Annotated in this window: 18 protein-coding genes and 1 tRNA gene; 6 read left to right on the top strand and 13 right to left on the bottom strand. The window is 61.8% G+C overall.

Translation table 11 applies throughout. The features are described from left to right. Nucleotides 1-1,821, top strand: a complete 1,821-nt coding sequence (gene typA, locus VL129_RS13700) for a translational GTPase TypA (protein WP_325413600.1) — start codon at nucleotides 1-3, stop codon at nucleotides 1,819-1,821. Between the two features lie 125 nt (nucleotides 1,822-1,946). Here typA and VL129_RS13695 read toward each other — a convergent pair whose 3' ends face one another. Further along, the gene (locus VL129_RS13695) at nucleotides 1,947-3,029 is read right to left on the bottom strand and encodes an extracellular solute-binding protein (protein ID WP_325413598.1); all 1,083 of its coding nucleotides are present in this window, start codon (nucleotides 3,027-3,029) and stop codon (nucleotides 1,947-1,949) included. A 351-nt stretch (nucleotides 3,030-3,380) separates the two neighbouring features. Here VL129_RS13695 and VL129_RS13690 point away from each other — a divergent pair, with 351 nt between their 5' ends. Continuing rightward, nucleotides 3,381-4,571: a patatin-like phospholipase family protein gene (locus tag VL129_RS13690; RefSeq protein WP_325413596.1), complete on the top strand. Its 1,191-nt coding sequence runs from the start codon at nucleotides 3,381-3,383 to the stop codon at nucleotides 4,569-4,571. 110 nt (nucleotides 4,572-4,681) lie between these two features. Further along, the gene (locus VL129_RS13685) at nucleotides 4,682-6,586 is read left to right on the top strand and encodes an autotransporter domain-containing protein (protein WP_325413594.1); all 1,905 of its coding nucleotides are present in this window, start codon (nucleotides 4,682-4,684) and stop codon (nucleotides 6,584-6,586) included. On the opposite strand, the gene VL129_RS13680 is transcribed toward VL129_RS13685, so the two are convergent. Next, nucleotides 6,583-6,774, bottom strand: coding sequence for a hypothetical protein (locus tag VL129_RS13680; protein ID WP_325413592.1), 192 nt, complete (start codon nucleotides 6,772-6,774; stop codon nucleotides 6,583-6,585). The two genes, VL129_RS13685 and VL129_RS13680, sit on opposite strands and share 4 nt — an antisense overlap. Before the next feature lie 62 nt (nucleotides 6,775-6,836). Further along, nucleotides 6,837-8,162: a PQQ-dependent sugar dehydrogenase gene (locus tag VL129_RS13675; protein ID WP_325413590.1), complete on the bottom strand. Its 1,326-nt coding sequence runs from the start codon at nucleotides 8,160-8,162 to the stop codon at nucleotides 6,837-6,839. A gap of 301 nt (nucleotides 8,163-8,463) precedes the next feature. Here VL129_RS13675 and VL129_RS13670 point away from each other — a divergent pair, with 301 nt between their 5' ends. The 3 genes from VL129_RS13670 to VL129_RS13660 all read left to right on the top strand — a co-directional run bounded on the left by VL129_RS13670 (nucleotide 8,464) and on the right by VL129_RS13660 (nucleotide 11,891). After that, nucleotides 8,464-9,870, top strand: coding sequence for a tyrosine-type recombinase/integrase (locus VL129_RS13670; protein WP_325413588.1), 1,407 nt, complete (start codon nucleotides 8,464-8,466; stop codon nucleotides 9,868-9,870). A 747-nt stretch (nucleotides 9,871-10,617) separates the two neighbouring features. Then, nucleotides 10,618-11,589 carry an integrase domain-containing protein gene (locus VL129_RS13665; protein WP_325413586.1) on the top strand — a complete coding sequence of 324 codons (972 nt, stop codon included), beginning with the start codon at nucleotides 10,618-10,620 and terminating at the stop codon, nucleotides 11,587-11,589. An 11-nt stretch (nucleotides 11,590-11,600) separates the two neighbouring features. Then, nucleotides 11,601-11,891: a hypothetical protein gene (locus tag VL129_RS13660; RefSeq protein WP_325413584.1), complete on the top strand. Its 291-nt coding sequence runs from the start codon at nucleotides 11,601-11,603 to the stop codon at nucleotides 11,889-11,891. A 331-nt stretch (nucleotides 11,892-12,222) separates the two neighbouring features. Here the strand turns inward: VL129_RS13660 and VL129_RS13655 are convergent, their stop codons facing one another. From VL129_RS13655 to rpsU, 10 genes are all read right to left on the bottom strand, one after another. Continuing rightward, entirely contained in the window at nucleotides 12,223-14,682 is a 2,460-nt protein-coding gene (locus tag VL129_RS13655; RefSeq protein ID WP_325413582.1) for a sigma factor-like helix-turn-helix DNA-binding protein, read from the bottom strand. Between the two features lie 4 nt (nucleotides 14,683-14,686). Then, nucleotides 14,687-16,930, bottom strand: a complete 2,244-nt coding sequence (locus VL129_RS13650) for a DEAD/DEAH box helicase family protein (protein WP_325413580.1) — start codon at nucleotides 16,928-16,930, stop codon at nucleotides 14,687-14,689. Between the two features lie 451 nt (nucleotides 16,931-17,381). Continuing rightward, nucleotides 17,382-18,947, bottom strand: coding sequence for a YfjI family protein (locus tag VL129_RS13645; RefSeq protein ID WP_325413579.1), 1,566 nt, complete (start codon nucleotides 18,945-18,947; stop codon nucleotides 17,382-17,384). Further along, nucleotides 18,944-19,810 carry a toprim domain-containing protein gene (locus tag VL129_RS13640; protein ID WP_325413577.1) on the bottom strand — a complete coding sequence of 289 codons (867 nt, stop codon included), beginning with the start codon at nucleotides 19,808-19,810 and terminating at the stop codon, nucleotides 18,944-18,946. Before VL129_RS13640 ends, VL129_RS13645 begins: the two co-directional genes overlap by 4 nt. Beyond that, nucleotides 19,807-20,052, bottom strand: coding sequence for a hypothetical protein (locus VL129_RS13635; RefSeq protein ID WP_325413575.1), 246 nt, complete (start codon nucleotides 20,050-20,052; stop codon nucleotides 19,807-19,809). Before VL129_RS13635 ends, VL129_RS13640 begins: the two co-directional genes overlap by 4 nt. 68 nt (nucleotides 20,053-20,120) lie before the next feature. Beyond that, nucleotides 20,121-20,339: a helix-turn-helix transcriptional regulator gene (locus VL129_RS13630; protein WP_325413572.1), complete on the bottom strand. Its 219-nt coding sequence runs from the start codon at nucleotides 20,337-20,339 to the stop codon at nucleotides 20,121-20,123. A 384-nt stretch (nucleotides 20,340-20,723) separates the two neighbouring features. Next, nucleotides 20,724-20,800, bottom strand: a tRNA-Ile gene (locus tag VL129_RS13625). A 96-nt stretch (nucleotides 20,801-20,896) separates the two neighbouring features. Continuing rightward, the gene (gene rpoD, locus VL129_RS13620) at nucleotides 20,897-22,750 is read right to left on the bottom strand and encodes an RNA polymerase sigma factor RpoD (protein WP_325413570.1); all 1,854 of its coding nucleotides are present in this window, start codon (nucleotides 22,748-22,750) and stop codon (nucleotides 20,897-20,899) included. Between the two features lie 66 nt (nucleotides 22,751-22,816). Continuing rightward, complete coding sequence (dnaG, locus tag VL129_RS13615; RefSeq protein ID WP_325413568.1) at nucleotides 22,817-24,682, bottom strand: DNA primase; 1,866 nt, start codon at nucleotides 24,680-24,682, stop codon at nucleotides 22,817-22,819. Nucleotides 24,683-24,808: 126 nt separating this feature from the next. Further along, nucleotides 24,809-25,024: a 30S ribosomal protein S21 gene (gene rpsU, locus VL129_RS13610; protein WP_003085057.1), complete on the bottom strand. Its 216-nt coding sequence runs from the start codon at nucleotides 25,022-25,024 to the stop codon at nucleotides 24,809-24,811. Nucleotides 25,025-25,220 lie beyond the last annotated feature (196 nt).

The following is a 25,220-nucleotide window of genomic DNA, read 5'->3' as shown; positions in this document are numbered from 1 at the left end:
GTGATCGAAAAACTCCGCAACATCGCCATCATCGCCCACGTCGACCATGGCAAGACCACCCTGGTGGACAAACTCCTGCGCCTGTCCGGCACCCTGGACCGCAAGGAGCTGGAAAACGAGCGCGTGATGGACAGCAACGACCAGGAAAAGGAACGTGGCATCACCATCCTGGCCAAGAACACCGCGCTGAAGTGGAACGGCTACAACATCAACATCGTCGACACCCCCGGCCACGCTGATTTCGGTGGTGAGGTCGAGCGCGTGATGTCCATGGTGGATTCCGTGCTGCTGGTGGTCGACGCCCAGGACGGCCCCATGCCGCAGACCCGCTTCGTGACCCAGAAGGCCTTCAAGGCCGGCCTGCGTCCGATCGTGGTGGTCAACAAGATCGACCGTCCCGGCGCGCGTCCGGACTGGGTTGTCGACCAGATCTTCGACCTGTTCGACAACTTGGGCGCCACCGACGAGCAGCTGGACTTCCCGATCGTCTACGCCAGTGCCCTGAACGGCATCGCCGGCATGGACCACGAGAAGATGGACGACAACATGGATGCCCTGTTCCAGGCCATCATCGACCACGTCCCGGCGCCTAAGGTTGACCTGGACGGTCCGTTCCAGATGCAGATCTCCCAGCTGGACTACAACAGCTTCCTCGGCGTGATCGGCATCGGCCGCATCGCCCGCGGCGTGATCAAGGCCAACAGCCCGGTCACCGCCATCGGCGCCGACGGCAAGAAGCGCAACGGCCGCATCCTGAAGATCATGGGCCACTCCGGCCTGCAGCGCGTGGAAGTTGCCGAGGCAGAAGCGGGCGACATCGTCTGCGTCTCTGGCATGGACGAGCTGTACATCTCCGACACCCTGTGCGACCAGAACGCCGTCGAGGCACTGCCGCCGCTGACCGTCGACCAGCCGACCGTGAGCATGACCTTCCAGGTCAACGACTCGCCGTTCGCCGGCAAGGAAGGCAAGTTCGTCACCAGCCGCAACATCAAGGACCGTCTGGACAAGGAGCTGCTGCACAACGTGGCGCTGCGCGTCGAGCCGGGCGAAAGCCCCGAGAAGTTCAAGGTCTCCGGCCGTGGCGAACTGCACCTCTCGGTGCTGATCGAAACCATGCGCCGTGAAGGCTTCGAACTGGCCGTCGGCCGTCCGGAAGTGGTGATCATCGAGAACGAGGCCGGCGAGAAGCAGGAACCGTACGAGAACGTCACCATCGACATCGAAGAGCAGCACCAGGGTCCGGTGATGGAGCAGATGGGTCTGCGCAAGGGCGATCTGACCAACATGATCCCCGACGGCAAGGGCCGCGTGCGTCTGGAGTACACTATCCCGGCGCGTGGCCTGATCGGCTTCCGCAACAGCTTCCTGACCATGACCTCGGGCACCGGCATCCTGACCTCGACCTTCAGCCACTACGGCCCGATCAAGGCCGGCGAAGTGACCAACCGCCAGAACGGCGTGCTGGTTTCCATGGCCACCGGTACCGCGCTGACCTACTCGCTGGAAACCCTGCAGGCCCGCGGCAAGCTGTTCCTCGAGCCGGGCCAGGACATCTACGAAGGCCAGCTGTGCGGCATCAACAGCCGTGACAACGACCTGGTGATCAACCCCACCAAGGGCAAGAAGCTCGACAACATGCGCGCTTCCGGCAAGGACGAAGTCATCGCCCTGGTGCCGCCGATCAAGTTCACCCTGGAACAGGCGCTGGAATTCATCGACGACGACGAGCTGGTGGAAGTGACGCCGAAGTCCATCCGCCTGCGCAAGAAGTACCTGAACGAAAATGACCGCAAGCGCTTCGAGCGCAGCAAGGTCTGATTCGGCCAGGGCTGAAATGAAAAACCGCCGGTAGCGATACCGGCGGTTTTTTTTGGCCTGTTCAAGACGGCCTCAGTCGCGAGCTACCGTGCCTGGGCAGCCGGAACGGCGCGGCACGCCAGCCGTCACTGCCGCACGCCGACCGCCAGGCCTTCCTCGCGCTGGCCGACGAAGGTCGCCCAGGCCTCGATCACTTCCGGGCGCCGCCCCCCTTCGCCGATCACCAGGCTCACCGCCTTGCCGGCGCCCCGCGTCCGGAGGCTGCGCCAGCCCGGCTGGTCCCCCTTGCTGAGCAGCAGGCGCCGGGTGACGGTCTTGTAGGGTGAGTTGTACTGCACATGCTCGGCATTCAGGTAGGCAATCTCCGGCCGCGACATGAACTCGATGAAACGCCAGGCCTGCTCGGGCAGCCGCGATTTCGCCGGCACCACCAGGGCATCCACATAGACGGTGCTGCCCTCGTCGGGTATCAGAAACTCCAGATTCGGGTTCTCGCCAATCATCGCGCGGGCATCGCCTTCCCAGGCCATGGCGATGCACTGACGGCCAGCGGGCAGGTCGTCCAGGTACGCCAGGTTGTCCACCGCCCGCAGATGCGGACGCAGCTCGACCAGCGCCTTGTGGAAGGCCCGCAGTTCGCGCCCGGCTGGACGCTCGGCGAGCGCGCCGTGCCAGTTCATCCACAACGCAAAGAACTCGGCGCGCGCATCCAGCAGGGAGGCGCCGCAGCTCGACAGGCGGGCCAGATTCCTGGGGTCGAACAGCAGGCCCCACGAGCTAGGGGCTTCCGCGCCGAGCGCCTGCTCAACGCGCGCGCGATCCATGACGATGCCGACGCGCCCCCACATATAGGGCATGGCGTAGCGACGGCCCGGGTCGACACTGCTCAGTCGGCTGAGGATCAGCGGATCGATGTCCTCATAGACGGCCAGCGAGCGCGCGGCAATGGGCTGCAGCAGCCCTTCCCGGATCAGGCCGGGCAGGTAATGGCTGTCCGGCACCAGCACATCCGGCGGGAATTCCTGGCGCAGCAGCGCATCGGCATCCTCGTCGGTTTCAAAGGTGCGGTAATCGACAACGATGCCGGTTTCCTCGGTGAAACGGGCGATCAGGTCGGGATTGATGTAGTCGTTCCAGTTGGCCACAACCAGCGCCGGAGAGGCGTGCGCGGGCATGACCTGCAACAGGATCAGGAGAGGAACGGCCAAGATCGCCAGGCTGCGAACGCGCAACCGGCATGCAAGGGTAAGACGGGGGTGTGCTGCCATCATCGACGTTCCCTCTTGTCTGGCTGCGGGGGGCCGGCAATCCAAGCCGGGCGGGAACACTAGCGCACTCTAATGGCAATTAGCCATGCACTTTGGTCGAGGTGCGACATTCTGGCAGGGGCGCTGCGCCGCAAGGCCAGCCGTACTGCTGCGGCAGTTCGAGCTGAGTATTCTGGAGGCCGTCACCTGGGCCAAACAGCAGCCGCTACCGACCATGGCGTAATGCCAGCCCGTTGGCGATCTTTGTAGAATCGGCGCCCCGAACAGGCAGTCAGCGAGTCGATTCTTCAGATGGAGAGCAAGGGAAACCACGAAGTCGGTGTCACTGGCCTGGTGCTCTCCGGTGGCGGCGCGCGCGCGGCCTATCAGGCCGGCGTACTGTCGGCGATTGCCGAGTTGCTGCCGGACCCCACGCGCAATCCCTTTCCGGTCATCGTCGGCACCTCGGCCGGGGCGATCAACGCGGTCGGGCTGGCCTGCGGGGCGTTGCAGTTCGGCGAGGCGGTGCAGCGCATCCGCGCGGTCTGGCACAACCTGCATTGCGATCAGGTATTTCGCAGCGACTGGCCCGGTCTGCTGTTGCAGGTTGGGCGTTTCCTGCGCCGCGGCCTGCTCGGGATGCGGCGCGACAAGCCGCTGTCGCTGCTGGACAGCGCGCCGCTGCGCGGCATGGTCGAGCGGGAGATGAACTTCAATGGCATCGCCGCCGCAATCCGCCAGCGCAGTCTGCGCGCGGTGGCAGTGACCGCGTTCAGCTACGACTCCGGTCACGCGGTGACCTTCTACCAGGGCTGGGGCTCGATCGACCCCTGGTTCCGCCACCGCCGGGTCGGTGTGCCGACGCGCCTGGGTGCGGATCACCTGCTGGCCAGCGCGGCGATTCCCCTGGTGTTTCCGCCGGTGCGGCTGAATCACGAGTACTACGGCGATGGCGCGGTGCGTCAGGTGGCGCCGATCAGCCCGGCGCTGCACCTGGGCGCCACGCGCATCCTGGTGGTGGGCGTGAGCAGCAATCCGGAGCGGGACGACGCCACGGCGCCGGCCAGCAACCAGCCGCCGAGCCTGGCGCGCATCGGTGGCCACATGCTCAACAGCACTTTCGTCGACAACCTGGAATCGGACATCGAGCTGCTGGAGCGCCTCAACCATATCGGGCAGATCCTGCCCGCCGGCCGCGAGAAGCGGCAGCTGGGGCTGCGCAATGTGGACGTGCTGGTGATCAATCCCAGCGAGCCGCTGGAACCGATCGCCGCGCGGCACCGCAAGGCCCTGCCGCGTTCGCTGCGCACCTTCCTGCGCGGGCCGGGCGCGACCCAGGTCGGCGGCGCCGGGGTGCTCAGCTATCTCTTGTTCGAGCCCGGTTACTGCAACGAGCTGATGGAACTGGGCTACCGGGACGCGATGGCGCGGCAGGAGGATCTGCGCGCCTTTCTGGGGGTGCAGCAGACACAACCTGTGGTGGCGCTGGGTGTGCCGGGCTGACGGAGACGCAGCGGGTGAATTGTGTGGGGGCAGGCAGGGTCTAGTCTGGGTGAGTGCGTTACGAACAACGCTCTGGAAGTTGTTCCGACAACCCTGACAGGAGTCGCTTCATGCCCTTCCGACACCCTCTGGGCCTCAGCCTGCTGCTGGCCCTACCCACGCTTGCCCTGGCCTCCCCCTATTCCCAACTGGTGATCTTCGGCGATTCGCTGAGCGACAGCGGACAGTTTCCCGACCTGCTGGGTCCGCTGGATGGCGTGCAGCCCATCGGCGGGCTGCGCATGACCAACCGCACCGGCCCGACCTACCGGGACAATCAGGACGAGCCCTACGCCGCCGTGGCGCCGCAATACCTGGCGCAACGCCTGGGCCTGGCGGCGCTGCCTTCCACGCCTGCCCTGCAGGACAACGACAATCCCGACGGCACCAACTACGCGGTGGCCGGCTACCGCACTGACGACATTCTGGCCTCGATCATCGAGCCGGATGGTTCGGTGGTCGCGCGCTCCGGTGTCACGCTGCGCGAGCGTGACGGCTATCTGGTGGATACGCCGAGGGTCGATCCCGACACGCTGTTCCTGCTCAATGGCGGCGGCAATGACCTGTTCCAGGGGCGCGTGGTGGACGCCGCCAGCGCCGGGGTGGCGGCAGCCGATCTGGTGGCGGGTGTGGCGGCGCTGCGCCAGGCCGGGGCGCGCCACATCATCGTGTCGGACCTGCCGGATGTCGGCCTGACGCCCGCTGGCGCGGCGTCAGGCGACCGGGCGCTGTGGAGCAGCCTGTCGACGGCCTTCAACGATGTGCTGCGCAATCAACTGGCCGCCCTGGACAGCTCGGTGATCCTGCTCAACGTGCGCGGGCTGGTTGCCGAAGTGGTGGCCGACCCGGCGCGCTACGGCTTCGATCCGGCCGTGGTGCAGACCGATGTGTGTTTTGTCGGTTACCAATGCAACATGGATCCGACCTGGGGCATCACCGGCGCGACCGCCGATCCCGCGCGCCTGATGTTCTTCGATGGCGTGCACCCGACCACCGCCGTGCATGCCATCAATGCCGACTACATCCATTCGATTCTCGCCGCGCCGTGGGAGATCAGCCTGCTACCCGAGATCGCCCTGGGTGGCCTGATGTCCCACCAGCAGCAACTGCGCCATGAGTGGCAGTCGGCACGCGGCGACTGGCAGCGCCGTGGCGACTGGCACACCTTCGTCGCCGCCACCGGGCACAGTCGCGACTTCGAGCCGGGCGTCGGAGTCAGTGAGGCGGACAACGACGGGCTGGGCATCACCCTCGGCAGCAGCTATCGACTGGCCGATGCCTGGCGCTGGGGTTTCTCGCTGGGCCTGCAGGACCAGCGCCTGGAGACGCCGAGCGATTCCAGCTACAAGCTGGACGCCTATCTGTTGAGCACCTTCCTGCAATTCCAGCGCAGCCGGCTGTGGGCCGATGTGGGCCTGAGCTACGGCAAGCTCGAGTACCGCGATCTGGAGCGGCACTTCGCGATGGGCATCAGCGAGCGGGTGGAAAAGGGCGAGACGGACGGCGCCATTGGCGGTGCCAGCCTGCGTCTGGGCTACGCCCTGGGACGCAAGGGGCGCTGGTCGCTGAGCCCCTTCATCAGTGCCGAGTATGCGCGGGCGGACATGGATGCCTGGCGTGAGCGCAGCGACAGTTCAACGGCCTTGCGTTACGCCGACCAGACCCGGGACAGCAAGCGCGCCGGCGTCGGGATAGAGGCGCGGATCGGCATCGGCAGGCGCTCCGAGCTGTTCGGCGAGGTGGCCCGCGAGCGGGAATTCGAGGACGAGGCGCAGGTGGTCGACATGGGCCTGGTATCGGTACCCGGGTTCGACTACGGCCTGCAGGGCTACACCCCGCATCGCGACCACACCCTGGCCACACTCGGCGTGGCCACCGAGCTCGGTCAGGCCTTCCAGGTGCGTCTCGCCTATCAGCTGCGCGACGCCGAGGAGCGCCAGCACGGCGCCAACCTGTCGCTGACCTGGGGGTTCTAGCTGGCCATTTCCCAGCGGCTGCGGTCCCGCAATTGCCGCGAGGCGATGTAGCGGGGCCGGCCGCTGGTGTCCTCCAGCTCGGTGAGGCCGGCCAACTGGTTGACGATGCGATAGCGTCGACCGGCGGACTTGTCGGTGAGGGGATAAAGCTGGGCGATGTGCTGGGCCAGTTCGGTAAGCGTGCTCATAACCGCGTGCGCTGCCAGGAATGTTGGCAGCGTATGTACCGCAGCCAGGTTACAGCTTGAGGTCAGCGCGCCGGGGTGACCCGCCAGACACGGTTGCCGACATCGTCCGCCACCAACAGCGCGCCCCGGCTGTCCACCGCCACACCGACCGGCCGGCCGAAGGCCTGATCATTCTCGTCATCAAGGAAGCCGGTGAGTACGTCCCGGGGCGGCCCGGCCGGACGGCCTTGAGCATCGAAGGGCACGAACACCACCTTGTAACCGCTGCGTGGCTTGCGGTTCCAGGAACCGTGCTGGCCCACGAACGCGCCGTGGCGATACGGCGCAGGTAGCAGATCGCCGGTGTAGAAGGTCAGGCCCAGGGAGGCCGTGTGCGCACCCAGCGCGTAATCGGGCACGATGGCCTGCGCGACGAGATCGGGTCGTGGGGGCTTTACGCGCTCGTCCACATGCTGGCCGAAGTAGCTGTAGGGCCAGCCATAGAAGCCGCCTTCGCGCACCGAGGTCATGTAGTCGGGCACCAGGTCGCTGCCGATCTCGTCGCGCTCGTTGACCGCCACCCACAGCTCGCCGCTGTCCGGTTGCCAGGCCAGACCGTTGGGGTTGCGCAGCCCGGAGGCGAACAGCCGGGTCGAGCCGCTGGCGATATCGATGGCCAGGATCGCGGCGCGGTTCTTTTCCTCCGCCATGCCGAACTCGGCCACGTTGCTGTTGGAGCCGACCGTGGCGTACAGGGTCCGGCCGTCCGGACTGGCGATCAGGTCCTTGGTCCAGTGGTGGTTGCGCGGCCCGGCCGGCAGATCGGCGATCTTCTCGCCCTCGGCATCGATCCGTATTACGCCCGTCCGATAGGGGAAGCGCAGGATGGCGTCGGTGTTGGCCACGCACAGGTGGTCGCCCACCAGCGCCATGCCGAAGGGCGAGTTCAGGTCCTCCAGGAAGGGCGTCTGCAGCTCGGCGACGCCATCGCCGTCCGCGTCGCGCAGCAGCGTGATGCGATTGGCGCTGGGCACCCCGGCCCCGGCGTAGTTCATCATCTTGTTCATCACCCAGCCGCGTACGCCCTTCTGCGCGACCGGGCGTTGTGGCGCGTTGGTTTCCGTCACCAGCACGTCGCCATTGGGCAGGCTCAGCAGCGTGCGTGGATGCTCCAGCCCGCTGGCGAAGGCCTGCACCCGTAGGCCCGGCGCGGCACTAGGGGTGCGCTCTGGCGGCCAGCCGACTGCCTTTGCCGGGCTGACCGTGGGCAGCAGTGTCTTCTTCGGCTCGGGCAGTTCGGGTTGCGGGCCGTAGCCTGTGGATACATCCAGCGTGGCCGTGTCGCCGCAACCGGCCAGGGCGAGCAGCAAGGCAATGCGGAGGAAGCGCTGAGGGGTTCCGGCTGGCATGGCGTCCTCCCGTACTCGTGGCGTTCTTGCTACGACAGGGGAAGGGAGGAAAAGTGGCCAGGGAGAGGCGCGGTGTACTGCGAAAAGCGGCTTGGAGAGATGGTGGGCCCGCTGGGACTCGAACCCAGGACCAAAGGATTATGAGACCGGGTTTTGGCATATCAGGGCGTTTCAGGTGGTTGCTGTTTGTTAACTAACTTATTGAAAAATAAGAATTTCAGCTTTCTCTTTGTTGCCTTTGATTTCCCGGATTATGCTGACTTTGCATGAGAAACGGGGAACGAACGGGGAAAGTGGAAACATGGCCAAGCGCTCCCGGATGACCGAAATGGAGGCCCATGCGGTAAAGACGCGCCAGTCCGAACCGGTCGGTTCGCGCGGGAAGGGCACCCTGCTGCTGGAGCGCAAAGCGTCCGGAACCATCCTTGCCTTCTATCGCGAGCGGACGGCCAGCACCGACAACCGCCTGCCGCTCGGAATCCTCTCGCGCAAACCCGTACCCGAAACGCAGGAGCGCACACTCAGCGAGCTGCGTGTTGAGGCATTACGCATCTCCACCGCAGCGGAATCCGCTGGCGGACTGGCCCGTTACCTGAAACAGCAGGCCGAGGAGTTGGCCGCAGCTGAAGCAGAGCGGGAACGCCTGCGTCGCGAAGAAGAACGGGCGGCCAAGCGCGGCAGTTTCGGAGACCTGCTGGATGGATACGTTGAGCACATGGAAAAGAGCGGCAAGCGTAGCGCTCGTGAAGTGCACAACATCTTTAAGTCGCATGTGCGGGATCATCACTCCGAACTGATCGCTCGGCCGGCGGCGGAGATCCAGCCGGAGGACATTCAGCTCATCCTGGCCGGGGTGCTGCGGCGCAAACCCAGCAGAAGGGGAATCGGTAACAAGGCGGGTGGGAGCGCCAGTAACGGAATGCGGACTACCACGGACAAGCTGCGCCGCTACCTGCGGGCGGCCTTCAGTCACGCGGTGAAAAGCCACCTCTCGCCCGAGCGCCTGGCACACGGCGGCAAGCTGTTCGCGATCAGCTCAAACCCGGCACGAGACATCCCGGTCATCGAGGGCACTGGTGGCGGAAACACCGAGTCACTGGAGCCGGCTGAGCTGGCGGAACTGCTGCGTTACCTGGATACCCTTCCAGAGCGGAACCGGGCTGCCGCAAACGCCCTGATCTATCTGGGTGGGCAGCGGCTGCGACAGATCTGCGCGGTGCGGTGGGAGGATGTGACGGAAGACACGATCGCCCTCCTGGATGCCAAGGGTCGCAAGGCTCAGGCCTGGGCTCACTTGCTGCCGATCACGCCGCGCATCCGTGAAATCATGGAGCCCCTGTTCCGGGATCGCCTTGGCCCGGGTCCTTTAGCCCTGGTGCCGGGGCGCGCGGCGAACGATGCAACCCTGTCGAAGATTTTTTCCGAGGCGGGTAGCGTGCTTGCCGCAGCGGGTAAAGCCCAACCCTTTACTTGGAAAAATGTCCGCGTGACGGTCGAAACCCTGCTGGCTTCCCAAGGGGTAAGTGCGGAGGTGCGTGCCTGGTTGCTGTCGCACGGACGCAGCGGAGTACAGCAGAAACACTATGACCGCTACTCGTACTTGCCCGAGAAACGGGCCGCATTGGAGCAGTGGGGACGGTACCTGGATCGGCTGAAGGAGGGCGGTATCAACGAGAATATTGTCCTGCTGTCGAAACGACGCGGCTGACCGTTCCGCATGCCTCTCCGACCTTGACGGCCCACCGCACGGCCTGCTTTATTGACGGGGCAAGTCGCTGTTGTTGACAGCGCCCAGGTAGCCCGAACCTTCAAGGCTACGCCGCTTCGCGGTGGTTCAAACCAGTGCGCTCCGCGTCCGTCATCGCGCACGGTCGCCGTACCCATTCGGCGATGGATGCTGTTTCTACTCTCCGACGTCAGCCAGGCGTCCACCTTTTCCCGACGGCCACCTGCCGTGCCTTTACCTGCCCGGGTAGTTTTCACGCCCTGCGCTGAAATCAGCCCACGCCCGTCTCTGTGCCCCACACAGAGACGGGCGCGAAACACACCTCCCCAGCCCTTGTCCCACGCGGCATTCGGCGCTTTCTCCCAATGACAATCCGGCTGACAACAGCCGTTTTGCACTGCCGCGACTTCGCTATCGGTGCCAACGCTCCGCTGTTCGGAGCACCTGAGCGACCCTCAGGCTGGTACCGGTGCGACTGCCGCGCTACTCCCGCCCAACCCCGCGTGCCGGTCTCGTCAGCCGGCGCAGCCTCCCCCCGCCGCTGCCTTCGGGCAGTTCAGGAGGCCGGATCGTTGGGTTCATGCCCGTGCTCGGGGTCGTACCGAGCCGTCTGTCCCGCGTTAGAGGACATCCCCACAGGCGCAGGGGCCTTGCCACCCTGATAACACTCAGCAGCCGAGGCGGAAGGCGTGGGGGAAAGGGATCGAGCAATGGATCAGGAGATTCGCCATGCGTGCAGGACAGAACAAGCGCAATTTCGGCTACGGCCGCCAGCTCAGCTATGCCGGCCCACAGGCGCTGCGCGAGCTGTTCGGCGCCGGGCGCTACGCCACCGTGCAGGCGCACACGGAGCGCTGGCAGCGCTTCGCCGACTGGTGCCGCTCTTCGGAGGGGCCGGGCTGCAACGATGCCCGACAGATCAGCCGCGACACCCTGCAGGACTATGCCAGCCATCTTCGTGGTGAAGTCGAACAGGGCCGGCTGGCCATCGCCACCGCGCAGAACCGGCTGTCCAGCGTCAACCGCACCCTGGAGGCGCTGCGCGGGGATCACCAGGTGCGGCTGCCGAGCCCCAGCCAGGCGCTGGGCCTGTACCGCTGCACGGTGCGCCAGGCGCCACCGCCGGGTCAGGATCGGGTTCAGCTGGAGCGTCTCAGCCAGGCGCTGCATCAGCAGGGCCACGAGCGGGTCGCCGCCATCGTGCACCTGGCTCGGGAAACCGGCATGCGCCTGCGCGAGACGATCCTCGCCGACCTGCCGCGCCTGGAGCGTGAAGCCGAACAGCAGGGCCGCATCAACATCCAGGACGGCACCAAGGGTGGCCGCAAGGGCGCCGGCGCGCCGCGCTGGATCGAGGCCACGCCCGGCGTGCGCGATGCTCTGCACCAGGCCAGGGAAGCCTCGCCGACCGGCAGCCGCAACCTGCTCGCACCCGATGAGCGCTACGTGCAGTTTCGCGACCGGCAGATCCGCCCGGCACGCGAGCTGCTGCACGCGCACGGCCTGAAGGGCTTTCACGACCTGCGCGCCGCCTACGCCTGCGAGCGCTACCAGCAGCTCACCGGATCGGGGGCGCCGGTCAACGGCGGCCGCTGTGCCGATCGGACACTGGACCGCGAAGCGCGTCAGCAGCTCAGCCAGGAACTCGGCCACCACCGCATCGACGTGGTTGCCGCCTACGTCGGCAGCCTCGGTCGCTAAGGAGGGAAACCATGAAACCCTCGGTTGACATGGCCCTATTCCTCACCGCCGTGCTCAAAGGCGCCCACGCCACCCGGCAACGACACCTCAACCAGGCACGCCTGATCCAGGCGGCGATCCAGCAGCGCTGGCAGCTCGACAATCCTTGGCGCTGGCAGCTCAAGCACCTGCAGTGGTTTGTGCATGAGCATCTGACCGAGCACTCCCCGCACAGCCGCTACTACTACGGGCTGACGGTGAGGCTGATTGTGACGCGGCTGGGGAAGGAGAAGAGTTGGGGAATTGCAGGAATATCTTCCTAAGGGACGGATTAGCGTCTATCTTCAACCAATTCTGTTTGAAAAAACAGCAAGTTCTGGCGCTTGGAAAGCTGGAAACCTCGTTGAAATCGGGTTCGTTAGGAATGTCGAACTGTATAATGATAAATGTGAAGCTCAGTGTTTACTGGGGCGGCAGTAAAGGCTTCTGGTGCCGCACTCCTGGCAGAAAAATACTTCACCTTCAGTCAATAGTGAATTGAAATTGCTCCAATATTGTACGAGTCATATAGAATCTGACCAAGGTGCCGCAAATTTCACTAGAAAAGTTGTATGGCACATCATGTTATTGAAAGTCGAATTTTGTTGATACTCACTAAAAATCATCCTCAAGCTCAGGAGAGTCACAGCTGTCTGAGATTCGTGCTTTCGCGGCCTTCCAGTTGTAAAGCGATACTCTGGCAGCCTCTTCACTGATTGAGATCTTTAGGCGTAGAGATTCAATGTTTTGCTCAATGCTGTCCTCAGGTTTGCAAAGTCTATTTATCGCATCAGTTAAGCTTGCAAAGGAAATAGGTTGCAGAGAAAAAAGGCTGCTGCGGCGCTGCCAATACCCTTGCTGGGAAAAATAGCGGGCAAGGGAATTGTAAAAGTATTTTGAGTAGGCTTCACCCTGCAGGATATTCAACTCACACTGAATGATTGATGGATCTACAGGCTGATCGTGCCGCCGCAGAACCGTCTCAATCGCACAGCGCATAGCGCCTAGGTCGACCTTTTCGTAAGCAATCTCTGATGTGGTGTAAAGCATGCGGTCGACTTGTACTACTTGGTTAGCTGCCATTAGCTCGTTTAGATAAAGCGTTGCATGCCGGGAGCTGCGGCTTTTTATAAGTTGAGCAATCTCATTTTTAGTCAAAGGGCCTTTGCTTTTTCGCATCGCCTCCAGAATCACATTTTTCTGCGAAAACAATTCAAATTCAGGGTTCAGGCTGATGGAGTCAGCCTGTGATTTGCCATTAAAGTAAATGCCGTTGGATTTTCCGCGCATCTTGACTACATAGCGGAGTATATAATAGTCAAGCTTACGTAGATCAGGCATGGCCGCATGGGCTTCATTTAAATGTGCAACGTCCCTTGCGCTGGTGGCGAAATAGGTGTTCAGGTCGCGAAAAATGGCGGGCTCGTCGAGGGTGGTAAAGTCGACAAAGCGGGTGTGTCGGTATATCCCTTTCCCTGAGACATACATTAGTTCTGAATCCTGCAATCCATGCCCAGCGATCTTTTCTGAAAACGGACTGTTGGAGATGCCGCGCTGGTTCGCATGCCTTGCTATATCCAGCCAGGGCAGGCCGTTCGGATGCTCACTGAGCACGGCCGCGGCTGCCTCGTGCTTCCCTAGCCTTAGTGGACGTACTTGGTAGTTTTCAAGTGCCAATTGTCCCTGTGCATGAAGAAAATGCAGCACATCGGCTGCATCCTTTAGATCCGAGCTCAACACTTGTTGAAGATATTGAAGAACATCATCTTTATCAGCTACTGAACCGTGCATGGCAAAAAAATTATCTAGGATAGATAATGGCGGGCGGGGCGATGAGCCTTTAGAGGCAATATGGCCCTGGCTTACGAATGCCAGAAAATCATGGAAATGTGCCGGCTCTGCGAAGCAGCCGAAGAGATCTGCCATTTCAACGCGTAGCTCGTGTAAAGGCAAGTTCATTGCCGCATGCCAAATCTCAGCGTTATCCAGGGCAAGGTAACTATTTAGTTGCTCGTTAATTTTGCTTTCCAGTTGCCGAATTCGCTCTCGGGAAACATCGTATTTTTGACCAATCTCGGAAAGGGTCAAGCGCTCGTCAACAAACCCCCATCGGTGTTGAAAAATTATTTGGCTTTTCTCATCGAGGGTCGCCAAAAAATTGTCCAACTGACCTAACAAGTACTCGCCCAACGCAGCTACTGACTCAAACGATTGCCTTGTGGCGGTTATCAAGGAGGATGGGGCGGCATGATAGTTCAAGTCGCCCGCTGCAATTTTTTGCAGTTCCGAGGAAAGTCGCGCCCGCACCTGTAATAGTCGGCTGCGGGTGCGACCGACAATCCTACCTTCTCCTTCTTTTTCAAAAGACTCAAAGCTCAAAATAGCGCGGATATCAGCACGGCCTATAACTCGCTCAAGCTTGGCAATAACTTTGAGGTCGGCAGTGTCCAGTTGCGTGAGGTTGAGTCGCATGTCATCTCGAACGAACTCGATTGGCTCAGCCATAGCTTCTAGCTCTGGAGGTGGTAAGAATTCAGTTGCCTGCATATACAGGACTTTAAGTTCCTGCCAGTCATCTCTATATGCTTTACCGACCCCGTCAAGTTTGAGCAGGCTATCTATTGGGAGGTTCAAAATATCCTCAAGGCGCTCGAAAGCTGAAATTTCAGCACTTTTGCTTGCGCTGCGGCATAATCTATTAATTAATTTATCGAAGCGACCGCCTAGGCGAACATCGTCAATGGGCGTCTTCGGATGGGGGAGACCAGGTTGGGAATCAGTCACTGACAGGTCCGATTGAGAACAAATTAATGGATAATTGTCTTTGATGTCCTGATGCTCATCTGCAGGATTGAGCATTTCCTGTTCTATGTGTGAGGTGGAATTGTGCTCGATCAGAGATAGCAGCTCCTGGAAAGCCGGGAGCGTGCGCAAAATAAGGAGCTCTTGAATATCCAGTCGGGCGACCAGAATATCCAGTTTTGTTGATACTTCCGTTGCGGGGATCAGACTAGAATCGACCATCTGCTCTTTCAGAGAGCGAGCTGCTGCCCTAATATTGAGAGTATCCTGCATACTACTAACCTCTCAATCGTACCAAAAACACCGATGTGGAGCGAAATGCGGCAGTTATAAGGTCGATTTGTTCTTTAGGTAATTTCAGAAGGTCTGCGCGACTATTTACAATTCCACGATATTTAGCAAGCAGGTCAAGCTGTACCCGGTCCTCGGCAACTTGAGGTGCTGAGACAGCTTGGGAAATTTTGCCATGCGCTGTAATCGCCTCTGGCCCAGAGGTCTTTTGCTCGACCTGAGTGATTTTTGCTAGCGCATTTGCAGATGCTAACCTATTAACTAATGAAGATATTTCCGCTGCTGTGAGCCACGGCAACGTTTTGTACTGAAACTCCAAAGATAAAGCCTTTGGGCTGGGTGCTACTCCGTGCCTCTCTTGATAGGAGGCGTATGCTTGAGCTACGGCGTTACTAATAGAGCTATCATCAAGATTCATGCCGAAAGCAGCTTGGAGATATCCTTGATAAGAGTCAAAGTGTGTGGCCACCTGATCCAAAGAGATGTCTTCAAGGCTATTCTCTAGGGCGTCAATAGAAGGCACATTGCCGTTGGTTAGTCGGTAATGCCTGAGTTTTTCGATTAATTCTTCACGGCTATTTAGTCGGTACTTTAAGCTTGCAATCAGTTCCAGTACACGCGCCGCTGACTGGCTGTAAGTAACCTCAATTGTGTCATCGTGCAGATCGTACTGATCTTCGCGAAGCTCATCCAAATCGCCTTCTTTCAGCCTATTTATTTTCTTGCTGCGCACAGCTTTAGCCAACTGCTGAACATCCTTAAGGCGATCCAGTGATCCCACAAAGTCGAGCACATGGACACACTCCTTATTATTCGTCTTTCGCAAGCCGCGGCCCAGTTGTTGTAGCCATATTGTCTTAGATCCTGTGTAGCGCATAAAAACTAGCAAATTTGTTTCAGGTATGTCGATCCCTTCATTAAATAGGTCGCAAACCAATATATATTTCAGGTCTCCCTCTCGGAACTTTCGTATATTCTCTCGTCTTTCATTATCCGGCATGCGCGAATGCACGCTAGTAGCGGTACCGGGTTCGAAAAAGCCTAAAAGATGCCGTAGATGCCGAATGTTCCGGCAGAAGACGATTCCCTTTACATAGGCTATCTGCTTCTGCTTAATTGTGGCCTCAATCAGGCGCACAACTTCCTGATCCTTCTTGTGCAGGAAAAGTCGTTTATCTAGGTCCGCGACCGACAAGCCGCTCTCCAGCTGGTCAATACGATCTTGGTCAATGTCATCGAGCAAAACTAGATACTTCGGAAAAGCCAATTTTTTATTCTGCAACCCCCATATTAGGTCATAGCGGCCAATATGGCCGTCTACACCGCCAAAGAAGTCGCTAACGCTTTTGTTATCGGTGCGCCAAGGCGTTGCTGTCAGACCAATAAGAAGACGTGGGCGGAAGTGCTCCACAACGCTCGCATAAGTCTTTGCCGGGGTGTGGTGGGCCTCATCAATGATTACATATTCAAAGCTATCCGCTGCCAGTTCGGTTAGTTGGCCATACAACGTGTCAAAGCTGGCGAAGACCAAATCAGTATTCTCGGGACGAGCGCCCGCGAAGCAGGCAGAAAAGCTGTAGCGCCCAAAGCCAAGTACGTTCTTAAAAGCGGTCACCGACTGAAGTAGTATCTCGATCTGGTGAGCGATAAATAGCACGCGCTGCCGCCCCTCCGCACGTTCGAGTAACTGTTTGATCAGCAACGCAACTGTGTAGGTTTTGCCTAGCCCGGTAGCCATCTCAATCAGCAGCTTCCGTTTGCCTTTATCGAACTGCTCCAGTGCTTGCTCAATCACATCTATCTGATACTCGCGTGGTTTGATTCTTCGACCAATTTCTGAACCGCGCACCACAAACAAGTTTTTCAAAGCATCCCGGTCAATCAGCTCGACACCTAGACGCAAGGCCCTTACTTTCACCTCGGATGTAAAATAAGAGTTCGTAACCAGAATCATCTGCTTTACATCGGCGAGCCGAGCACCGGTAACAAGCTGATTCAGGGCGCTAACATCGACAGTCGTGTTTATATCCCGTTGTTTGACCTCCACGGCAAACTTACGCCCGTCGCGGTAAGCAAATATGTCCACCCCTCCATCACCAAATCGATAATCGCTACCAACTTCTGTGACAAATGCGTCCTGCCAGCCTGAAGCAAGCAGGAGATCCTTCACAAAGTGCTCGAAGTCTTTATGGCTCAGGCTATCCACCAGCCTAAAGTCTGCAATCTGCATTGATTCTCCTAGCTATCCATGTCGATGCGTGATGCGTGCACCGCTCCTACCTGTCGAAGCGAATTACGTGGTCCCGTGCAACGAATAGCTCGAAGACTTCGACATAGGCAATGGTTGACTTTTAATTTCTATTAGTGCGCGCTGTACACTTTCTCGGCGGTGGGTAATTGCCTGCCGAGGCTGGCCGAGTAGCTGACCACGGTTGCTCCCTATTACCAATGGCAATTTCGCTCATAACTCCCTCCGTTGACTTGCTCCTCGGCTTCTTCAGTCAGCTGATCGCTGATGGCGGTAATGTACCCCGTTTGGTTGTGGGTTTGGCCAGCAAAGCCCTGCCGAAACGGAGGATCCCCACCGGGGAGCCTGCGCTTCGGAAGGGCTCACCCCTCATGGCGGCATCAAGCGCGGCGACAGCGGCGACTCCGGCGACACGTCACGACGGCTCTGGCTTTCAGGGTTGCGATGCGTGGGCGACAGTTGGCGACAGCTCGGCGTTCTCGCTGTCCGTGTCGCCAGTCGTCGCCATGGCTTCGCCAGTGCCCGAGGCGCGCGGCGTCTGGCCGGTCGCCGGCGTCGCCGCTGTCGCCAGGGGTGACAGGACGAAGACCCGGCCATCCGGACTGAACAACTGCCGGTGCTCAACCAGGATGCCCAGCAGTTCATCCCGCTGCCGGGCGCTCTTGCGCACGAGGCGCGGGCCCTCGCGTTGCAGGCGGCGCGCTTCGAAGCGCTGCCAATCATTGGCAAGCAGCCACTCCAGCAGCCGTTGCGCCAGGAGCGTGCGCGAGTCGGTCTGCGCAGGGTTAACGACGCGCAGCGCTTCGCCCAAATACCACTCCATCAGCATGGCGGCGCGCTCGATTAGCTCGCAGGTGATGGCCTCCGACTCTTCGACTACCGTCATCACGCCGGCCATGCGCAACACATTCTCGGCACCCTTGGCGGCCATGGGCTTGATCTCCTGGAGCTCGCCCCCCTTGCCCAGCCGGGTCTCGATGCGGTTGTGCACTTCAATCCAGGCGGCCAGCGCCGGCGCCTCCAAAGTCAGTGACGGCGGGGCCAATCCCTCATGCGCATCGAGGGCGGGCGTGCGGGCCAAGAGTTGCGCCATGCGCTGCCAGTAGCGATTCAGGCATACATCCTCGTCGGGATTCAGGTCGCGATACAGACGGGTGCCGGCCAGCGATTGCGGCCAGGCGACCAGAAACCGCGCCAGAAAGCCCTGACCCTGCAGGATCGGGTTGCTCAGCACCTCCCGAGCGACCACGGGCTGGATCATCAGGTGGACACTCAGGCGGCAGCCGGCACGGGCGGCGCTTTCGCCCTCAACGGCGCGCAGGCGACGGATCGGTGACCCGTCCCACAAACTGGAAAGCCCCGAAGCGCTCTTGAGCAGGTTCTCTGGCTTACCGGCGTGCCCGCCGAAGAACAGTCCGCCCTCGTCACTGAACAACCCCTGTGAGGCCTGGCCCAGCAGAAACGATTTCTGCAGTCCCTCCAGCGTGGGATCTTCCGCGAGGATGAACGGCAAGGGCGGAGGCTGCGGCTCCTCCTGGTCCACCAGCTCGGCAGCCGGCTTCTCGGCCTTGCCCGTGGGCTTCTCAAGCGCCTGGCCCCGCACACTCTGGTTGGCGTCCCGGCGCTTGCGATAGACCGTCAGCGCTTCGCGGTAAGTCTCCAGCAGCGTTTGTTGCCGTTCCTGGTGGGCGCGCAGTGCCAATCGGTCGGCAGCGGACTTGCGGTCACCCGATTCGGCAATGGTCAGCGCAAACAGCGACAGCGGGATCGGCTGGCCGGCGCGCAGTACGTTAGCGTGCGGCTGGGCCGCCATCGCAGCGGCGGCCAGCACCGATTGCGCAGCCAGGGCGGCAGGCACCTGGACGATCTCGACGATGGCCTTCGCTGCGCCGCCCAGCACTTCCCCCAGGGCTGACAGCGGATAAGGTGTGTCCGCGTCCTCGATGACCAGGGGGATGGGTTCGGCGTAATCAGGCGGGGGAACCAGCGGGGCGTTCATGACTGCGCCCTCCACGCCGCCAGGTCATTGAAATCAGTCAGGCTGAGCGGTTCCTCACCGCTCCAGGGCGGAAAGACCAGGCCGCAGCCCAACGCTTCTGCCGTGTCGGTGGCGGCGCTGCGGCCCGGATTGCCGGGGGTGAGACGGTCATCATCGCCGGCCACCACCAGCTCGCAGTCGGGATAGTCCTGCCAGAGCTGCCGCCCCGCCGCCAGCAGGTTGCCGGCGTTCATCGCACAAGCGACGGGGAAGCCCGTCTCTGCATGCAAGGTGGCGCCGGTGGCCCAGCCCTCGCAGAGGTACAACCGGGCGCTGGCCCCCAGGGTACCGAGCAGAGCATGGCAACCTTGCACACGTCCGCCCTTGAGGAAGCGCTTGTCGCCATCCGGGGCAATGCGCTGCAGGTTCAGCAACTGGCTCCCGCAGATCAGCGGCACCAGCAACTGCTGATCCTTTTGCCGGAGCCCGTAAGGCTGCACCAGCTTGCGGAGCAAATAAGGATGACTCGGATCCGCCGGCGTCGCGTTTGCCCACAGCCGCTGCGCATAGCGCATCGTGTTGCGCTGGCGGCGCTCCAGCTCGGGCGCAGCCTGCGGCGTGGCCTGCCGCTCCCCCGACCACCTGTGGCGAACCACGGCATCCTGCCGCGCGCCGCTCCAGGTGTGATAGCCACCGGTCTTCCAGCTGCCAAAGCAGCCGACCGGGCGCGCATCGCCATGTAGCAGGTACCAGCCATTGAGGGAACCGGAGCGATCCCCAGGCACATGGAAGCGATGAATATGGCCATCCGCGACCGGCAGCCAGTCCAGCCGACCAAACACCGATTCCAGGGCCCTGCGAAATTGCTGAGCGGTTTCCGTCATGCCCAGTCCTCCTGAGCGGGCAGACGCAGCACCACCAGCACCGTCAGCTCTTCACAGGCGTACTGCCACTGCTGATGGGTTTCCCGCCACGCGGGACTGGCGGGCGTCATGCCGCGCAGGCGCCGGAACAGGTCGCGGGTCCGCCGCAACTGCGGGAAGTGATGGTCTCCCAGCACCAGCGTCAGCTCTTTCGCCGGGCAAGCCGATCCCCTCGGCGCCGAAGCGCCGTTTTGATTTTCCATGGGTCAATCCTTTTGCGTTTCCCGCCAGGCACGCGGCGCGGCCTGGCAAAACGGGATCGGGTAGGAGGTCAGCGACTGGCGCGCGTCAGGAAGGTATCGACGGCTTCAATATCCCAGCGGATCGCGCGCCTCAGGCGCAGCGGCTGCGGGAAGCCAGGGATCTTGGTCCAGCGCCACCAAGTGGTGCGGCTGATCTGATACTTCGCGCAGCACTGAGTAGAGGTGGCGAGGGTGCCAGGGATCGGCAAATCCCGGGCAGGAGGGGTGAGGGAGGTCTCGTTGGCCATGACTCGCAAGCTCCTTGCACGGCAAGTCCGTGGGTGGTTGGTGGGGGCGCTGTCGCGCTCGCCTTCGCACCATAGCCGAACTGATCCTACGGTTTCAGCCCGTCGCTTGAGGGCATGCCGCAGACGAACACCTTCATCAGAACTCCTAGAACGTCCATGGACACCTATGGACTTCAAATGTCCTTATGACCGTTCGTCGGAATGTATTTTTTCGTGCCGCTCTTTTTCCTGGCCACATCGAAAAACGCTCTGGCTGTTCGCCTGCGGAACGGCGTACAGATAATCGCTCGGGACGTAGGCCGAGAAACGGGGAACGAACGGGGAAAATTGGAGATGGTGCTTGTGAGATCGAAGGGGGTTAAAGCTGTAACCCCTTGATTTTATTGGTGGGCCCGCTGGGACTCGAACCCAGGACCAAAGGATTATGAGTCCTCTGCTCTAACCGACTGAGCTACAGGCCCTCAGAAGGAGGGGCGGAGTATAGCGGTCGCCTCGCCCGGGGCCAACTGCTTGAGCCGCAAACAAAAACCCCCGGGCGAGCCGGGGGTTTTGGTCGATCACTCGTCGAGGAACGAGCGCAGGTGTTCGCTGCGGGTCGGATGGCGCAGCTTGCGCAGCGCCTTGGCCTCGATCTGGCGGATGCGCTCGCGGGTGACATCGAACTGCTTGCCGACTTCCTCGAGGGTGTGGTCGGTGTTCATGTCGATGCCGAAGCGCATGCGCAGCACCTTGGCTTCGCGGGCGGTGAGGCCGGAGAGCACGTCGCGGGTGGCTTCCTTGAGGCTTTCCACCGTGGCCACCTCGATGGGCGACTGCATGGTGGCGTCCTCGATGAAGTCGCCCAGGTGCGAATCTTCGTCGTCACCGATCGGGGTTTCCATGGAGATCGGTTCCTTGGCGATCTTCAGCACCTTGCGGATCTTGTCCTCGGGCATCTCCATGCGCTCGCCCAGCTCTTCCGGTGTGGGTTCGCGACCCATTTCCTGCAGCATCTGCCGGGAAATGCGGTTGAGCTTGTTGATCGTCTCGATCATGTGCACCGGGATACGGATGGTGCGCGCCTGGTCAGCGATCGAGCGGGTAATCGCCTGGCGGATCCACCAGGTGGCGTAGGTCGAGAACTTGTAGCCGCGACGGTATTCGAACTTGTCCACCGCCTTCATCAGGCCGATGTTGCCTTCCTGGATCAGGTCGAGGAATTGCAGGCCGCGGTTGGTGTACTTCTTGGCGATGGAGATCACCAGGCGCAGGTTAGCCTCGACCATTTCCTTCTTGGCGCGACGGGCCTTGGCCTCGCCGATGGACATGCGGCGGTTGACGTCCTTGATCTCGGCGATGGTCAGGTCGACCTCGTTCTGCAGATCGATCAGCACCTGCTGGTTGCGCTGGATGTCTTCCTGCAGGTTGCCGATCGCCTCGGCGTACTTGGCCTTGCCCTTGGCAATATAGGGGCTCCAGTCCAGATCGACTTCGTTGCCCGGGAACAGCTTGAGGAAGTCGGTACGCGGCATGCGCGCATCACGTACGCATAGCTGCATGATCGCGCGTTCCTGCTGGCGCACGCGCTCCAGGGCACTGCGCACCTTCTCGACCAGGGCGTCGAACTGCTTGGGTACCAGCTTGATCGGCATGAACAGCTCGGCCAGGGCCAGCAGTTCGGCGACGGTGGTCTTGTGGCTGCGGCCATGCTTGGCCAGCGCCTTCTTGGCAACGGCCAGTTGCTCAGCAACGGCGTTGAAGCGGCGGGCTGCTTCTTCCGGATCCGGACCGCCATCGGTCTCGGTTTCGTCGTCGCTGCTCTCGCTGCTTTCTTCTTCCTCGTCCTCGTCGTCCTTGGTGGCGGCGGCGCCGCTCTTGACGATGACCGGCTCGACTTCCTCGGCCGGCAGGCTGCCGTCATCGGGATCGATGTAGCCGCTGAGAATGTCGGACAGGCGGCCGCCTTCGCTGACCACGCGCTGGTAATCGGCGAGGATGCCGTCGATGGCGCCGGGGAAGTGGGCGATGGCGCTCATCACCTCGCGCAGGCCTTCCTCGATGCGCTTGGCGATTTCGATTTCGCCTTCGCGGGTCAGCAGTTCCACCGTGCCCATTTCGCGCATGTACATGCGCACCGGGTCGGTGGTGCGGCCGATGTCGCTGTCCACCGCCGCCAGCGCGGCCGCGGCTTCTTCAGCGGCGGCTTCGTCGGTGTCGGCTTCGGCCAGTAGCAGGGCGTCCGCATCGGGGGCCGTTTCGAAGACGTTGATCCCCATGTCGTTGATCATGCGGATGATGTCTTCCACCTGTTCCGGATCGGAAATATCCTCCGGCAGGTGGTCGTTGACCTCGGCATAGGTAAGATAACCCTGCTCGCGGCCGCGGGCGATCAACTCTTTCAGGCGAGATTGCTGTTGCGCTTTTACGGACATGGCACCCTATCCACTGACGGTCTGGCGGGCTGAAAACAAGCCGAGGATTATAGCCTAAAATTGCCCCTACAAGCCAGATGTGCTTGTAGAAGTGGCTTCGTAGTCGCGGCTCAACAGCCTGCGCAACTGATCTTTTTCATCTGCGCTCAGGTCGGTTAGACGCGCCTTTTGCAGCAGATGTTCAAGGCGGCGTTCGCGCTGGCGGGTTACGAGCCTAGTTATAGTGTCGAAAAACTGTTGTTCAAGGTTGTCCGGCGCAATCAGCCACTCCTTCTCCGCCAGTGCACGTAGCAGGCGGCCCTGTTCGGTGCCGTGCCAGCGGGCAATCAGCTGCAGGGCCCGCAGACGCGGGTTCTTCTGCAGGGCTTCGAGCAGCGCGACCAGCAACTGGGCATAGGTGTCGTCCTCGGCGGCAAAGCTGCCGGCGTTCTCCACCTTCTGGGCCAGTTCCGGGTGATGCAGGAGTGTGCGCAATGCGCTCAGATTCGGGGGTTCGACGCCGCTCGCGGCGCGTGAGGCACGTGGCGCGGTGCGGCGTTGCCCCGTGGATGGGCGTTCGCTCCGTGGCTGGCCGTAGGGTGGCGGAGTGTCCTGATAAGAGGCCGGGGTGGCGACGGGCGGTGGAGCGGCTGCTTGCAGCTGCTGCAGGGCCTCGCCGCCGAGCCCGGTCAGGTCGGAAAGGCGCTGGCGCATCAGGGTGCGCAGGTTGGCGCCGGGAATCTTTTCGATGAGCGGCGCGGCCAGGGTGGCCAGGTGCGCCTTGCCTTCCAGTGAGCGCGGATCGGCCTCCTCGCTGAGCTGCTCGAAGAAGTAGTCGGCCAGCGAGCGCGCCTGCTGGTGGATGCGCGCCTGGAAGGCTTCGGTGCCCTCGCGGCGTACCAGGCTGTCCGGGTCTTCGCCTTCGGGCAGGAACAGGAAGCGCGCGCGCCGGCCGTCCTGCAGGTTGGGCAGGGTGGCTTCCAGGGCGCGCCAGGCGGCCTTGCGGCCGGCGCTGTCGCCGTCGAAGCAGAACAGCACGCTGGGCACCAGGCGGAACAGGCGCTTGAGGTGCTCCTCGCTGGTCGCGGTGCCGAGGGTGGCCACGGCATTGCGCAGGCCGAGCTGGGCCAGGGCGATGACGTCCATGTAGCCCTCGACCACCATGATCTCGTCGAGGTTGCGGTTGCTCTGGCGCGCCTCGAACAGGCCGTAGAGCTCCTGGCCCTTGTGGAATACCGGGGTTTCCGGCGAGTTCAGATACTTGGGCTTGTCGTCGCCCAGCACCCGGCCGCCGAAGGCGATCACCCGCCCGCGGCTGTCGCGGATGGGGAACATGATGCGGTCACGGAAGCGGTCGTAGCGCCGGCCGGTGTCGGTGTTCTCGATCAGCAGGCCGGCGTCGATCATCGCCTTCTGCTGCAGCGGGTCTTCGCCCAGGTGCTTGAGCAGGCCATCCCAACCGGGCGGGGCGAAGCCCAGGGCGAAGTCGCGGGCGATGATCCCGGACACGCCGCGACCCTTCAGGTAGTCCACCGCCGCCTTGCGCGCCGGATGGCTTTTCAGCGCCTGGCGGTAATAGTCGCTGGCGGCGGCCAGCAGCGGATAGAGCGGCGAATCGACCGGCTGGCGCGAACGACTGCCGGGGCCGCGCTCCTCGCGGGGCACGTCCATGCCGATGCGCTTGGCCAGATCCTCGACCGCCTGGGGAAAATCCAGGTGGTCGTGGTCCATCACGAAGCCCAGGGCGTTGCCGCCGGCGCCGCAGCCGAAGCAGTAGTAGAACTGCTTGTCCGGGCTGACCGTGAAGGAAGGGGTCTTTTCCTTGTGGAACGGGCAGCAGGCGCTGTAGTTCTTGCCGGTCTTCTTCAGCTGGACGCGCGAGCCCACCACTTCGACGATGTCGGTGCGGTTGAGCAGGTCATCGATGAAGGACTGCGGGATCAGGCCGGCCATGGGGCGTCAGGATACGCTCGTGTAGACGGAAACGGAAAAGCCTCGTCCGCAGGACGAGGCTTGCGTGGCATCCAGAAATGCCAACGCCCGGCAATGCCGGGCGTTGTGGTCAACCAGCGCTGTAACTCAGTACAGACGCTCGCGACGGCGCTGTTCGCGCTGCACCTTCTTGGCGTGACGCTTCACGGCAGCGGCAGCCTTGCGCTTACGCTCGGCGGTCGGCTTTTCGTAGAATTCGCGGCTGCGGACTTCGGCCAGAACACCGGCCTTTTCGCAGGAGCGCTTGAAGCGACGCAGGGCTACGTCGAAGGGTTCGTTCTCTTTAACTTTGACGGCGGGCATCCAGGTCGTACCTTTCAATTACCAGGTGTGGTGAACGCTCTCCTGCAAGCGGCACTGGAGGACGTCGGTTTTCAAGGGTTGCGGATGTTACCCCTTAGCCCTGCGGAATGCAAAGGCCTTCATCGAAAAGCGCTGGCCGGGGCTGGGGGTGGGGATTATCATGCGCGCCTTCATTTTTTACCAGGCTGGAAACGGT

Source organism: Pseudomonas sp., assembly GCF_035497915.1.
GTDB lineage: Bacteria > Pseudomonadota > Gammaproteobacteria > Pseudomonadales > Pseudomonadaceae > Serpens.
Note: the sequence above shows the minus strand (reverse complement) of the source record. Positions and strands in the feature narration are given on the sequence as shown.